Genomic DNA, 14,095 nt, shown 5'->3' on the forward strand with positions numbered 1-14,095 from the left:
GGCTTTCCTTTCTATCTATAGCTATAGGCTGGGTTCGGATCAGGCGGAAACGCGCGGGATGGTGTCATCGCTGCGCAGGGTGAAGATCTCGTAGCCGGTCTCGGTGACCAGCAAGGTGTGCTCCCACTGGGCCGACAGCTTGCGGTCCTTGGTGATGGCGGTCCAGCCGTCGCCCAGCACCTTGGTGTCGGCGCGGCCCTGGTTGATCATCGGCTCGATGGTGAAGGTCATGCCCGCTTGCAGCTCCATGCCGGTGCCGGCACGGCCGTAGTGCAGGATTTGTGGCTCTTCGTGGAACACCTTGCCGATACCGTGGCCGCAGAACTCACGCACCACCGAAAAGCCGTTCTTCTGTGCGTGCTTCTGGATCACTTCGCCGATGTCACCCAGGCGGCAGCCCGGTTTCACCAGTTCGATGGCCATGTACATGCATTCCTGGGTGACTTTCGACAGGCGCTCGGCCCACTCCGGCACGTTGCCGACATGGAACATGCGGCTGGTGTCGCCGTGGTAACCGTCCTTGATGACGGTGACGTCGATGTTCAGGGTGTCGCCATCCTTCAACGGTTTTTCGTTGGGGATGCCGTGGCAGACCACGTGGTTGATCGAGGTGCAGATCGACTTCGGGAAACCTTTGTAGTTGAGCGGGGCAGGGATGGCCTTCTGCTCGTTGACGATATAGTCGTGGCAGATGCGGTCCAGCTCTTCGGTGGTCACGCCAGGCTTGACGTAGTCGGCGATCATCTCCAGCACTTCGGCGGCAAGTTTGCCGGCGACACGCATTTTGGCGATGTCCTCGGGGGTCTTGAGGGTAACGGTCATACAGGCTCTCTCTGCGCCCGACGGCGCTGTTCAAAGCGAAATGGGCGGCGGATGATGATTCACGTGGCCCTGAAAGAGGCGATTCTAACAGACGATCAGCGCAAATCCGCGTCCACATGCATCGCTTCTCTCTATAAGGGTGTGCATTCATTGCCCATGAAAGGGCTGTGGGAGGGGGGCTTCACCAGGATTTCAGAATCCGTGTTCCGTTTTCGCCCTTGCTGTGGTATAAAATGCGCCGCTTTCCGGGGATGACCCCGTAAGCTTAAATCCACACACGTGTCGACACGATGACCTGGGTGCCTCGGCTTATATAAGCCGCTGGTTGGTCATTGGGATACGTGGAGGCCAAACCCGACTTATCAAGGAACTATCATGTCCCAAGTCAACATGCGCGATATGCTGAAGGCCGGTGTGCACTTCGGTCACCAGACCCGTTACTGGAACCCGAAAATGGGTAAATACATTTTCGGCGCGCGTAACAAGATCCACATCATCAACCTTGAAAAAACCCTGCCGATGTTCAACGAAGCACTGACCTTCGTAGAGCGCCTGGCCCAGGGCAAAAACAAGATTCTGTTCGTCGGCACCAAGCGTTCCGCTGGCAAGATCGTTGCTGAAGAAGCAGCACGTTGCGGTTCGCCGTACGTCGATCACCGCTGGTTGGGCGGCATGCTGACCAACTTCAAGACCATTCGCGCGTCCATCAAGCGTCTGCGTGACCTTGAAGTCCAGTCCGAAGACGGTACTTTCGCCAAGCTGACCAAGAAAGAAGCGCTGATGCGCACTCGCGATCTTGAGAAGCTGGACCGCTCCCTGGGCGGTATCAAGGACATGGGCGGTCTGCCTGACGCACTGTTCGTGATCGACGTTGACCACGAGCGCATCGCGATCACCGAAGCCAACAAGCTGGGTATCCCGGTCATCGGCGTTGTCGATACCAACAGCAGCCCGGAAGGCGTTGACTACATCATCCCAGGCAACGATGACGCCATCCGCGCCATCCAGCTGTACATGGGTTCGATGGCAGACGCTGTTATCCGTGGTCGCAACAACGTGAACGGCGGCACCGAAGTCTTCGCTGAAGAAGCTCCGGCAGCAGCCGCTGAGTAATCGACGCCCCTGGCGTTGACTCAGTAAGCAAAAAGGGGGCTTGGCCCCCTTTTTGCCACCTCGAAAACCATTTGCCGCCAGCGCAGTGACCTGTTTGTAACCTGCCGCGGCCTATAAGCAGTGGTTTTCCAGGAAGAATTGATCGCCCGTTCGATCGGGTGGAATGGTTGAAAACCTATCCAAGAGGATTTTGAAATGGCAGAGATTACTGCAGCGTTGGTCAAAGAACTGCGCGAGCGTACCGGCGAAGGCATGATGGACTGCAAGAAGGCCTTGACCAAGGCTGGCGGCGACATCGAGAAAGCCATTGATGACATGCGTGCTTCGGGCGCCATCAAGGCTGCCAAGAAAGCGGGCAACGTTGCCGCTGAAGGCGCCATCGCCATCAAGGACGACGGCAAGGCAGCCGTGCTGCTGGAAGTCAACTCCCAGACCGACTTCCTGGCTTTGCAGGATGACTTCAAGGCATTCGTCGCTGCCAGCGTCGAAAAAGCCTTCGCTGACAAACTGACCGACGCAGCTCCGCTGATCGAGTCTCAGGAAGAAGCGCGCCTGGTCCTGGTTGGCAAGACCGGCGAGAACGTCAACATCCGTCGTCTGGTTCGCGTTGAAGGTGACGTGGTCGGTACCTACCTGCACGGCAACAAGATCGGTGTTGCGGTTGTCCTCAAGGGCGGCGATACCGAGCTGGCAAAAGACATCGCCATGCACGTTGCAGCAACCAACCCTGAGTTCCTGCTGCCTTCGGACGTTTCGGCTGAAGCGATCGAGCGCGAGAAGAGCGTCTTCCTGCAGCTGAACGAAGAGAAGCTCAAAGGCAAGCCTGCTGAAATCGCAGAAAAAATGGTCAGCGGTCGTATCTCCAAGTTCCTGGCCGAAGCCAGCCTGGTTGAGCAGGCTTTCGTCAAGAACCCGGAAATCAAGGTCGGCGACCTGGCGAAGAAAGCCGGTGCTGAAATCGTTTCTTTCACCTACTTCAAGGTAGGCGAAGGCATCGAGAAGCCGGTCGACAACTTCGCTGAAGAAGTTGCTGCCCAATTGGCTGCTGCCAAGCAATAAGACGGTTCTTACAACTGTCGCCCTGAAGAGGCTGCCCGCTTAACGCGCGCAGCCTCTTTTTGGATGGGGATGCCGATTTTTATTGGTTTCCTGTCGGAACTGGCTTACAAAGCCGTGTTCCGATGGCGCTGTGTCAGCGTCAAACCAGGCTTTGAACGAAAAGTCGCGCAGGCATTTTTCGTTCAAAGCCTAGAGTAGATGCAGGCTGCAAACAGCCTGCAAAAATTTTCGAAAATACGCCGCAGGAGAGATTCGCAATGGCTCAGCAGGGCAGTGGTTATCAGGCTCGCTATAAACGCATTCTACTCAAGCTTAGCGGCGAGGCCCTGATGGGCTCGGAAGAGTTCGGGATCGATCCGAAAGTGCTGGATCGCATGGCCCTGGAAGTTGGCCAGTTGGTCGGGATCGGTGTGCAGGTCGGCCTGGTCATCGGCGGCGGCAACCTGTTCCGCGGCGCAGCGCTGAGCGCGGCCGGCATGGATCGGGTCACAGGCGACCACATGGGCATGCTGGCCACTGTGATGAACGCCCTGGCTATGCGTGACGCGCTGGAGCGTGCCAATATCTCGGCCATCGTGATGTCGGCCATTTCCATGGTTGGCGTGACCGATCACTACGACCGCCGCAAAGCCATGCGCCACCTCAACTCCAAGGAAGTGGTGATTTTTGCCGCCGGTACCGGTAATCCGTTCTTCACCACGGATTCGGCCGCCTGCCTGCGAGCGATCGAGATCGATGCCGATGTCGTGCTCAAGGCAACCAAGGTCGATGGCGTCTATACCGCTGACCCGTTCAAGGACCCGCATGCCGAGAAGTTCGATCATCTGACCTACGATGAAGTGCTGGATCGCAAGCTGGGTGTAATGGATCTGACGGCTATCTGCCTGTGCCGCGACCACAAGATGCCGTTGCGCGTATTTAACATGAACAAGCCCGGTGCCCTGCTGAATATCGTCCATGGTGGCGCCGAAGGAACACTGATCGAGGAAGCTCAACAATGATCAATGAAATCAAGAAAGACGCTGAACAGCGCATGCAGAAATCCCTGGAGTCCCTGGCGCACAACTTCGGTCGCATCCGCACCGGCCAGGCACACCCGAGCATCCTTGAAGGCGTGATGGTGCCGTACTATGGCGCTGACACCCCGATCAAGCAGGTGGCCAACATCACCGTCAAGGACGCTCGTACCCTGCAGGTCGTAGCCTTTGAACGCAATATGCTGGGCGCGGTCGACAAGGCCATTGGCAGTGCCGGCCTGAACCTGAACCCGACCAACCTGGGTGAACTGCTGCTGATCTCCATGCCGGCCCTGACCGAGGAAACCCGCAGGGGCTTCACGAAGCAGGCACGTGATGTGGCTGAAGATGCCCGTGTTGCCGTACGCAACATTCGTCGCGATGCCAACAGCCAGCTCAAGGACCTGGTCAAGGAAAAGGAAATCAGCGAAGACGAAGAGCGCCGCGCCACTGGTGAGATTGACGACCTGACCAAGAAATACGTGGCTAAGATCGACGCGGATTTGGCGCAGAAAGAAAAAGACCTGATGGCCGTATAAGGGTCTCGTTTTCATGGAAAAGACCAAGCAGGCCGTGCCGTTCGCGGTGCCGCGCCACGTGGCGATCATCATGGACGGCAACAACCGCTGGGCCAAGAAGCGCTTTATGCCTGGCGTTGCCGGGCACAAGGCGGGGGTCGATGCGGTTCGTGCGGTCATCGAGGTGTGCGCCGAGGCAGGGGTCGAGGTGCTGACCCTGTTCGCCTTCTCCAGCGAGAACTGGCAGCGGCCGGCCGATGAAGTCAGCGCCTTGATGGACCTGTTCCTCAAGGCCCTGCGTCGTGAGGCCAAACGCCTCAACGACAACAAGATCAGCTTGCGTATCATCGGCGATCGTTCGCGTTTCCATCCCGAGTTGCAGGCTGCGATGCGTGAAGCCGAGGCCGCGACAGCAGGTGCCGATCGCTTTGTCCTGCAGATCGCCGCCAACTATGGCGGTCAGTGGGACATTGCCCAGGCTGCCCAGCGGTTGGCGCGGGAAGTCCAGGCTGGGCACCTGCGTCCGGAAGACATCACGCCGCAACTGCTGCAGACCTGCCTGGCGACCGGCGACCTGCCGTTGCCGGACCTGTGCATCCGTACCGGTGGCGAGCATCGCATCAGCAACTTCCTGCTCTGGCAGCTGGCTTATGCCGAGCTGTACTTCTCCGACCTGTTCTGGCCGGACTTCAAACACGAAGCCATGCGCACCGCGCTGGCCGATTTCGCTTCCCGTCAGCGTCGCTTCGGTAAAACGAGCGAGCAGATCGAAGCTGGAGCCCGGGTTTAATGCTCAAACAACGAATCATCACTGCCCTGATCCTGTTGCCCATTGCCCTGGGTGGTTTTTTCCTGCTCGAAGGCGCCAGTTTTGCGCTGTTCATCGGCCTGGTCGTGACCTTGGGGGCGTGGGAGTGGGCGCGGTTGGCGGGTTTTCCTGCGCAGTCGGCCCGCGTGGCTTACGCCGTGGCCGTGGCGGCCATGCTGTTCATCATGTACGTGGTGCCCGGCCTCGCGCCTTGGGTGCTGGGCGCTGCGGTGCTGTGGTGGGCGACAGCGACCTTCCTGGTCCTGACTTATCCGCGCACGACCCATCATTGGGCCAACGCAGCGACCAAGCTGGTGATCGGCCTGTTGATCCTGCTGCCGGCCTGGCAAGGGCTTATCTGGATCAAGCAAGGCCCGCTGGGTAACTGGCAGATCATGGCCGTGATGGTGCTGGTCTGGGGGGCCGATGTTGGCGCCTATTTCTCCGGCAAGGCCTTCGGCAAGCGCAAGCTGGCGCCGAAAGTCAGTCCCGGCAAGAGTTGGGAGGGCGTCTATGGTGGCCTGGCCTTGAGCCTGGTGATCACCACCGTGGTCGGCTTCGTGCGGGACTGGACGGTGGCGCAACTGCTGATGGGGCTCATTGGTGCAGCCCTGATCGTATTTGTGTCCGTGGTCGGCGACCTGACCGAAAGCATGTTCAAGCGCCAATCCGGGATCAAGGACAGCAGTAACCTGTTGCCCGGTCACGGTGGCGTGCTGGACCGTATCGACAGTCTTACCGCCGCGATCCCGATCTTTGCCGTGCTGTTGTGGATGGCGGCATCGTGAGTCGCCCCCAGCAGATCACCGTCCTTGGCGCGACCGGTTCGATCGGCCTGAGTACGCTTGACGTCATCGGCCGGCATCCGGAGCGTTACCAGGTGTTCGCCCTCAGCGGCTTTACGCGCTTGAGTGAATTGCTGGCATTGTGCATACGCCACACGCCACGGTTTGCCGTAGTGCCTGAGGCCGGCGTGGCGCGGGCGTTGCAGGACGATCTGCGCGCAGCCGGTTTGCACACTCGCGTGCTGGTGGGGGAGGAAGGGCTCTGCCAAGTGGCCTCAGACCCTGAAGTCGACGCCGTGATGGCGGCAATCGTCGGTGCGGCGGGCTTGCGTCCGACGCTGGCGGCGGTGGAGGCCGGCAAGAAGATCCTGCTGGCCAACAAAGAGGCGCTGGTGATGTCCGGCGCACTGTTCATGCAGGCCGTGCGCAAAAGCGGTTCGGTGTTGCTGCCCATCGACAGCGAGCACAATGCGATTTTCCAGTGCATGCCGCAGGACTTTTCCCGTGGCCTCGGTGCTGTGGGGGTCCGGCGGATTTTGCTGACAGCCTCCGGTGGTCCGTTCCGGCAGACGCCGCTGGAAGAATTGATGCATGTTTCACCCGAGCAGGCCTGTGCGCACCCGAACTGGTCCATGGGGCGCAAGATTTCCGTGGATTCGGCCAGCATGATGAACAAAGGCCTGGAGCTGATCGAGGCCTGCTGGCTGTTCGATGCCAAGCCGTCCCAGGTCGAGGTGGTGATTCATCCCCAGAGCGTGATTCACTCCCTGGTGGACTACGTCGACGGTTCGGTACTGGCCCAGTTGGGCAACCCGGATATGCGCACCCCGATCGCCAATGCCCTGGCCTGGCCAGAGCGCATCGATTCGGGCGTTGCGCCGCTGGACCTGTTCGCCATCGCCCGCCTGGATTTCCAGGCTCCCGATGAGCAGCGTTTCCCTTGCCTGCGCCTGGCGCGCCAGGCGGCCGAGGCGGGCGACAGTGCCCCGGCCATGCTTAACGCCGCCAATGAAGTGGCGGTTGCAGCGTTTCTCGATGGACGTGTCCGTTACCTCGAGATCGCGAGTATCATCGAGGAAGTCTTGAATCTCGAGGCCGTGGTTTCGGTCGATGACCTCGATACAGTGTTTACGGCGGATGCCAGGGCTCGTGAGTTGGCGGGCCAATGGCTGCAGCGCCACGGGCGTTGAAGCTGCGATACGTTAGCCAGGGCTACCCTGGACAGGATTGCGGAGAAAACAGATGAGCGCGCTCTATATGATTGTCGGCACCCTGGTTGCCTTGGGGGTGTTGGTCACATTTCACGAATTCGGTCATTTCTGGGTCGCACGTCGCTGTGGCGTCAAGGTCCTGCGTTTTTCCGTGGGCTTCGGCATGCCCTTGCTGCGCTGGCACGACAAGAAAGGCACCGAGTTCGTCGTGGCGGCCATCCCGCTGGGCGGCTACGTGAAAATGCTCGACGAGCGTGAAGGCGAAGTGCCTGCTGATCAGCTCGACCAATCCTTCAATCGCAAGGCCGTCCGTCAGCGCATTGCCATCGTCGCGGCGGGGCCGATTGCCAACTTCCTGCTGGCCATGGTGTTTTTCTGGGCCCTGGCCATGCTGGGCAGCGAACAAGTGCGTCCGGTCATCGGTGCGGTGGAGGCTGGCAGCGTTGCCGCCCGCGCCGGGTTGGGTGCCGGGCAGGAAATCGTCGCTATCGACGGCGAGCCGACGTCGGGCTGGGCTGCTGTCAATCTGCAACTGGTGCGGCGCCTGGGTGAGAGCGGTTCGTTGCAATTGATGGTGCGCGAGCAGGGCTCCACGGTGGATTCACCTCGCGAACTGGCATTGGATAACTGGCTCAAAGGTGCCGACGAGCCCGATCCGATCCGATCCCTGGGGATTCGGCCATGGCGGCCAGCGTTGCCACCGATACTCGCAGAACTCGACCCGAAAGGCCCGGCCCAGGCTGCTGGCCTGAAAACCGGCGATCGGTTGCTGGCACTCGATGGCCAGCCGGTCAGCGATTGGCAGCAGGTGGTCGATTCGGTTCGCGTACGTCCTGATACCAAAATTGTGCTGCGCATCGAGCGCGACGGTGCTCCAATCGACGTCCCGGTGACCCTGGCCGCCCGTGGCGAAAGCAAGGCGCCGACCGGTTACCTGGGGGCGGGTGTCAAGGCGGTCGACTGGCCGCCGGAAATGATCCGCGAGGTCAGTTTCGGCCCTGTGGCGGCGATTGGCGAGGGTGCGCGTCGTACCTGGACCATGAGCGTCCTGACGCTGGACTCGCTCAAGAAAATGTTGTTCGGCGAGCTCTCGGTAAAAAACTTGAGTGGACCGATAACCATTGCTAAAGTGGCGGGCGCTTCTGCCCAGTCGGGCGTCGCTGATTTCCTGAATTTCCTTGCTTATCTGAGCATTAGCCTGGGGGTTCTGAATTTGCTGCCTATCCCGGTACTGGATGGGGGGCATCTGCTGTTTTATCTGATCGAGTGGGCGCGTGGTCGTCCCTTGTCGGATCGGGTGCAAGGTTGGGGGATACAGATCGGCATCAGCTTGGTGGTCGGGGTCATGTTGCTTGCCCTCGTCAACGATCTGGGTCGTCTGTAACGCTTCGCTGAATTGCGAATCTGCCGCATTTTGCGGCAGTTTGTTTATTGCCAGTTGGAATAAGAAAGGACTTCATGAAACGTCTGCTGCTAACTGCGGTTCTCACCGTATTGATGATCGCCGAAGTTCACGCCGAGTCCTTCACTATCTCTGATATTCGCGTCAATGGCCTCCAGCGGGTCTCCGCGGGTAGCGTCTTTGGTGCCTTGCCGTTGAACGTCGGCGAGCAGGCGGATGATCGGCGCCTGGTGGAATCCACTCGTGCGCTGTTCAAGACCGGCTTCTTTCAAGATATCCAACTGGGCCGTGACGGCAATGTCCTGGTCATCACCGTTGTCGAGCGTCCGTCGGTCGCCAGTATCGAGATCGAAGGCAACAAGGCGATCTCCACTGAAGACCTGATGAAGGGCCTCAAGCAGTCCGGCCTGGCCGAAGGCGAGATCTTCCAGCGCGCCACCCTCGAAGGTGTGCGTAACGAGCTGCAACGCCAGTACGTTGCCCAGGGCCGCTACTCGGCCACTGTCGACACCGAAGTGGTGCCGCAGCCGCGCAACCGCGTCGGCCTGAAGGTCAACATCAACGAAGGCACCGTGGCGGCCATCCAGCACATCAACGTGGTGGGCAACACGGTTTTCCCGGATGAAGACCTGATCGACCTGTTCGAACTCAAGACCACCAACTGGCTGTCGTTCTTCAAGAACGACGACAAGTACGCCCGTGAAAAGCTCTCCGGTGACCTGGAGCGCCTGCGTTCCTACTACCTGGACCGTGGCTACATCAACATGGACATCGCTTCGACCCAGGTGTCCATCACCCCGGACAAGAAGCACGTCTACATCACCGTCAACGTCAACGAAGGCGAGAAATACACCGTTCGTGACGTCAAGCTCAGCGGTGACCTGAAGGTCCCTGAAGACCAGGTCAAGTCGCTGTTGCTGGTGCAGAAGGGCCAGGTGTTCTCGCGCAAGCTGATGACCACCACCTCCGAGCTGATCACCCGCCGCCTGGGCAACGAGGGCTACACCTTCGCCAACGTCAACGGCGTGCCACAGCCCCACGATGAAGACCATACCGTCGACATCACCTTCGCCGTGGACCCGGGCAAGCGTGCCTACGTCAACCGCATCAACTTCCGTGGCAACACCAAGTCCGAGGACGAAGTGCTGCGCCGTGAAATGCGCCAGATGGAAGGTGGCTGGGCCTCGACCTACCTGATCGACCAGTCCAAGACCCGCCTCGAGCGCCTGGGCTTCTTCAAGGAAGTCAACGTCGAGACGCCGGCCGTACCGGGCGTCGATGACCAGGTCGACGTGAACTACAGCGTCGAGGAGCAGGCTTCCGGCTCGATCACCGCCAGTGTCGGTTTCGCCCAGAGCGCCGGCCTGATCCTCGGTGGCTCGATCACCCAGAACAACTTCCTGGGTACCGGTAACAAGGTCAGCATCGGCTTGACCCGCAGTGAGTACCAGACCCGCTACAACTTCGGCTTCGTGGACCCCTACTGGACTGCTGACGGTGTGAGCCTGGGCTACAACGCCTTCTATCGCACCACCGACTATGACGAGCTCGATTCCGACATCTCCAGCTACGCGGTGGACAGCTACGGTGTCGGCGCCAACGTGGGCTACCCGATCAGCGAGACTTCGCGCCTGACGTTCGGTCTGACTGCCCAGCAGGACAAGATCAACACCGGTCGCTACACCGTCGACGAGATCTTCGATTTCGTTAACAAGGAAGGCGACAGCTACCTGAACTTCAAGGCGTCCGCCGGCTGGTCCGAGTCGACCCTGAACAAAGGTGTGTTGGCGACCCGTGGCCATTCCCAGAGCCTGGTGTTCGAAACCACCACTCCTGGCAGCGACCTGTCGTTCTTCAAGCTCGACTACCGTGGCCAGTTGTTCCAGCCGCTGTCTGATAACTACACCATGCGCCTGCACACTGAACTGGGCTATGGTGACGGCTACGGTTCGACCGATGGCCTGCCGTTCTACGAGAACTACTACGCCGGCGGTTTCAACTCGGTACGTGGCTTCAAGGACAGTACCCTGGGCCCGCGCAGTACGCCGAGCCGAGGCAACAACCCAGGCACAATTGCCGACCCGGACCAGGATCCACTACCGTTCGGCGGCAACGTACTGATCCAGGGTGGCCTCGAGGTCTTGTTCCCGATGCCGTTCGTCAAGGATCAACGCTCCCTGCGTACCTCGGTATTCTGGGACGTGGGTAACGTATTCGACTCCAAGTGCAGCGACACCACTAACGCCAACGGCACCAGGTCCAACACACAGTGCAACGACATCAGCCTGAGCAACATGGCCAGTTCCGTTGGTGTGGGCGTGACCTGGGTCACCGCGCTGGGTCCATTGAGTTTCGCGCTGGCAATGCCGATCAAGAAACCGGATGACGCTGAAACCCAAGTGTTCCAATTCTCCCTCGGCCAGACGTTCTAAGTATCTGGCCCAAGATAACGACAATGGATTTTGTAGGAGTACATCGTGCGTAAGTTGACTCAATTGGTTCTCCTGGCGACCGTACTGGTCGCAGGTCCGGCTTTTGCCGACATGAAGATCGCCGTGCTGAATTATCAGATGGCCTTGCTGGAGTCCGACGCGGCGAAGAAATACGCCGTGGATGCGGAGAAAAAGTTCGGCCCGCAACTGACCAAGCTCAAGGGCCTGGAAAGCAGCGCCAAGGGCATCCAGGATCGTCTGGTAGCCGGTGGCGACAAGATGGCCCAGGGCGAGCGCGAGCGTCTGGAGCTTGAATTCAAGCAAAAGGCCCGTGACTTCCAGTTCCAGTCCAAGGAGCTGAACGAAGCGAAAGCCGTTGCTGACCGCGAAATGCTCAAGCAACTCAAGCCGAAACTCGACAGCGCCGTGGAAGAAGTCATCAAGAAAGGTGGTTTTGACCTGGTGTTCGAGCGTGGCGCAGTGATCGATGTCAAGCCTCAATACGACATCACGCGCCAGGTGATCGAGCGCATGAATCAGCTGAAGTAATCCATGACAGCGACTATCAAGCTCGGCCAATTGGCCGAGTTCCTCGGCGCCACCCTGCGTGGCGACCCGGAGAAGGCAATTACTGGGCTAGCCACTTTGCAAGAGGCTGGCCCAGCTCAGTTGAGCTTTCTGGCAAATCCCCAATACCGCAAGTACCTGGCCGACAGCCGGGCTGCCGCGCTGTTGCTCAAGGCCGCTGATGCCGATGGGTTTGCCGGCGATGCCCTGATCGTGCCTGATCCGTACCTGGCGTATGCACGAATCTCCCACCTGTTCGACCCCAAGCCCAAGTCGGCTGCTGGTATTCATCCCAGCGCAGTGATTGCGGCGGATGCCGTGGTCGATCCCACGGCCAGCGTCGGTCCGTTCGTGGTCATCGAAAGCGCGGCCCGAATCGGTGCCGGCGTTACGCTGGGCGCCCATTGTGTCATCGGCGCGCGCAGCGAGATCGGCGAAGGCGGCTGGCTGGCACCACGGGTCACCCTGTACCACGATGTGCGCATCGGCAAACGGGTCGTGATTCAGTCCGGCGCAGTGCTGGGCGGTGAAGGGTTCGGTTTCGCCAACGAAAAAGGCATCTGGCAAAAGATCGCCCAGATTGGTGGCGTCACCGTTGGCGATGATGTGGAGATCGGCGTCAACACCGCGATCGACCGTGGTGCCCTGGCCGACACGGTCATCGGTAATGGCGTCAAGCTCGACAACCAGATCCAGATCGCCCACAACGTCCAGGTCGGTGATCACACCGCCATGGCGGCCTGCGTGGGCATCTCCGGCAGCACCAGGATCGGCAAGCACTGCATGCTCGCCGGTGGCGTGGGGTTGGTGGGGCATATCGATATCTGTGACAACGTGTTCCTGACCGGGATGACCATGGTGACCCACTCGATTACCGAGCCGGGTGCCTATTCTTCCGGTACGGCCATGCAACCGGCAGCCGAATGGCGCAAGAGCGCGGCCCGTATCCGCCAGCTCGATGACATCGCGCGGCGCCTCAAGCAGGTGGAAAAGCGTGTAGGGGACGTGACCCCTGGCGGTAATGCTTCATCAGATGGCTGATACCATTTCCATATCAAGTGTGCACAGCCGTTAGGGCTTCTTGATTTGCTAGCGGAGTGCGCGTCACTCGTGCGCTCCCAATCTTTACATAGGCTTCCCCCCGAAATGATGGACATCAACGAGATTCGCGAATACCTGCCTCACCGTTACCCGTTCCTGCTGGTGGATCGGGTGGTGGACCTGGACGTTGAAGGCAAGCGCATTCGCGCCTACAAGAATGTCAGCATCAACGAGCCGTTCTTCAATGGCCACTTCCCCGCGCATCCGATCATGCCGGGCGTGCTGATCATCGAGGCAATGGCTCAGGCTGCCGGGATCCTTGGTTTCAAAATGCTCGACGTAAAGCCTGCCGACGGCACGCTCTATTACTTCGTCGGTTCCGACAAGCTGCGTTTCCGCCAGCCGGTCACCCCGGGCGATCAGTTGATCCTCGAAGCCAAGTTCATCAGTTGCAAGCGCCAGATCTGGAAATTCGAATGCCAGGCTTCGGTCGACGGCAAGCCAGTCTGCTCCGCTGAAATCATCTGTGCGGAACGCAAGCTATGAGTTTGATTGACCCTCGCGCAATCATCGATCCGACGGCCGTCCTGGCCGCCGATGTCGAGGTCGGCCCGTGGTCGATTGTCGGCGCAGGTGTGGAAATCGGCGAGGGTACGGTGATCGGCCCCCACGTAGTGCTCAAGGGCCCGACCCGGATTGGTCGTCACAATCGCATCTACCAGTTTTCTTCGGTAGGCGAGGATACGCCCGATCTCAAATACAAAGGTGAAGAGACCCGTCTGGTCATCGGCGATCACAACGTGATCCGTGAAGGCGTGACGATTCACCGTGGCACCGTTCAGGACCGCTCCGAAACGACCCTGGGCGACCACAACCTGATCATGGCCTATGCGCACATCGGCCATGACAGCGTGATCGGCAACCATTGCATCCTGGTCAACAACACCGCGCTGGCCGGCCATGTGCACGTGGATGATTGGGCGATCCTGTCCGGGTTCACCCTGGTGCACCAGTATTGCCATATCGGCGCCCATAGCTTCTCTGGCATGGGCACGGCCATTGGCAAGGACGTCCCGGCCTATGTCACGGTGTTCGGTAACCCGGCCGAAGCCCGAAGCATGAACTTCGAAGGCATGCGTCGCCGTGGTTTCAGCGAAGAGGCTATTACGGCGCTGCGTCGTGCCTACAAGGTCGTGTATCGCCAGGGCCTGACGGTCGAGCAGGCGCTCGCCGAACTGGCCGAGGCCTCGACGCAGTACCCGGAAGTCGCGATCTTCCGCGACTCCATCCAGTCTTCGACCCGCGGCATCACTCGCTGACC

At 59.8% G+C, this 14,095-nt stretch carries 14 protein-coding genes; 13 read left to right on the top strand and 1 reads right to left on the bottom strand.

The features are described from left to right. Positions 1-39 precede the first annotated feature (39 nt). Complete coding sequence (gene map / locus PBDP_RS05665; protein WP_030139491.1) at positions 40-822, bottom strand: type I methionyl aminopeptidase; 783 nt, start codon at positions 820-822, stop codon at positions 40-42. A gap of 375 nt (positions 823-1,197) precedes the next feature. Here map and rpsB point away from each other — a divergent pair, with 375 nt between their 5' ends. From rpsB to lpxA, 13 genes are all read left to right on the top strand, one after another. Further along, a complete protein-coding gene (gene rpsB, locus PBDP_RS05670) occupies positions 1,198-1,935 on the top strand; it encodes a 30S ribosomal protein S2 (RefSeq protein ID WP_003198231.1) in 738 nt (245 codons plus the stop codon). Between the two features lie 195 nt (positions 1,936-2,130). Then, the gene (gene tsf, locus PBDP_RS05675; RefSeq protein ID WP_109753709.1) at positions 2,131-2,994 is read left to right on the top strand and encodes a translation elongation factor Ts; all 864 of its coding nucleotides are present in this window, start codon (positions 2,131-2,133) and stop codon (positions 2,992-2,994) included. A 257-nt stretch (positions 2,995-3,251) separates the two neighbouring features. Continuing rightward, positions 3,252-3,995 (top strand): UMP kinase, encoded by a 744-nt coding sequence (gene pyrH / locus PBDP_RS05680; protein WP_186705496.1) that lies wholly within the window; start codon positions 3,252-3,254, stop codon positions 3,993-3,995. Continuing rightward, positions 3,992-4,549: a ribosome recycling factor gene (gene frr, locus PBDP_RS05685; protein WP_109753710.1), complete on the top strand. Its 558-nt coding sequence runs from the start codon at positions 3,992-3,994 to the stop codon at positions 4,547-4,549. The genes pyrH and frr overlap by 4 nt, the downstream gene beginning before the upstream one ends. 13 nt (positions 4,550-4,562) lie before the next feature. Further along, positions 4,563-5,318: a polyprenyl diphosphate synthase gene (gene uppS / locus PBDP_RS05690; RefSeq protein WP_109753711.1), complete on the top strand. Its 756-nt coding sequence runs from the start codon at positions 4,563-4,565 to the stop codon at positions 5,316-5,318. Beyond that, a complete protein-coding gene (locus PBDP_RS05695) occupies positions 5,318-6,124 on the top strand; it encodes a phosphatidate cytidylyltransferase (protein ID WP_116831567.1) in 807 nt (268 codons plus the stop codon). Before uppS ends, PBDP_RS05695 begins: the two co-directional genes overlap by 1 nt. Continuing rightward, entirely contained in the window at positions 6,121-7,311 is a 1,191-nt protein-coding gene (gene ispC / locus PBDP_RS05700) for a 1-deoxy-D-xylulose-5-phosphate reductoisomerase (protein WP_116831568.1), read from the top strand. Before PBDP_RS05695 ends, ispC begins: the two co-directional genes overlap by 4 nt. Positions 7,312-7,363: 52 nt before the next feature. Further along, a complete protein-coding gene (gene rseP / locus PBDP_RS05705) occupies positions 7,364-8,716 on the top strand; it encodes a sigma E protease regulator RseP (protein WP_212801938.1) in 1,353 nt (450 codons plus the stop codon). Between the two features lie 74 nt (positions 8,717-8,790). Beyond that, on the top strand, positions 8,791-11,166 hold the full coding sequence (gene bamA / locus PBDP_RS05710) for an outer membrane protein assembly factor BamA (RefSeq protein WP_116831569.1): 2,376 nt from the start codon (positions 8,791-8,793) through the stop codon (positions 11,164-11,166). Between the two features lie 45 nt (positions 11,167-11,211). Beyond that, entirely contained in the window at positions 11,212-11,715 is a 504-nt protein-coding gene (locus PBDP_RS05715; RefSeq protein ID WP_003184901.1) for an OmpH/Skp family outer membrane protein, read from the top strand. A 3-nt stretch (positions 11,716-11,718) separates the two neighbouring features. Then, a complete protein-coding gene (gene lpxD, locus PBDP_RS05720) occupies positions 11,719-12,774 on the top strand; it encodes a UDP-3-O-(3-hydroxymyristoyl)glucosamine N-acyltransferase (protein WP_116831570.1) in 1,056 nt (351 codons plus the stop codon). A 105-nt stretch (positions 12,775-12,879) separates the two neighbouring features. Next, positions 12,880-13,320, top strand: coding sequence for a 3-hydroxyacyl-ACP dehydratase FabZ (fabZ, locus tag PBDP_RS05725; protein WP_003184897.1), 441 nt, complete (start codon positions 12,880-12,882; stop codon positions 13,318-13,320). Next, on the top strand, positions 13,317-14,093 hold the full coding sequence (lpxA, locus tag PBDP_RS05730) for an acyl-ACP--UDP-N-acetylglucosamine O-acyltransferase (RefSeq protein WP_109756634.1): 777 nt from the start codon (positions 13,317-13,319) through the stop codon (positions 14,091-14,093). Before fabZ ends, lpxA begins: the two co-directional genes overlap by 4 nt. Positions 14,094-14,095 lie beyond the last annotated feature (2 nt).

The sequence above is a fragment of the Pseudomonas sp. St290 genome (assembly GCF_018325805.1).
Classification (GTDB): Bacteria; Pseudomonadota; Gammaproteobacteria; order Pseudomonadales; family Pseudomonadaceae; genus Aquipseudomonas; species Aquipseudomonas bijieensis.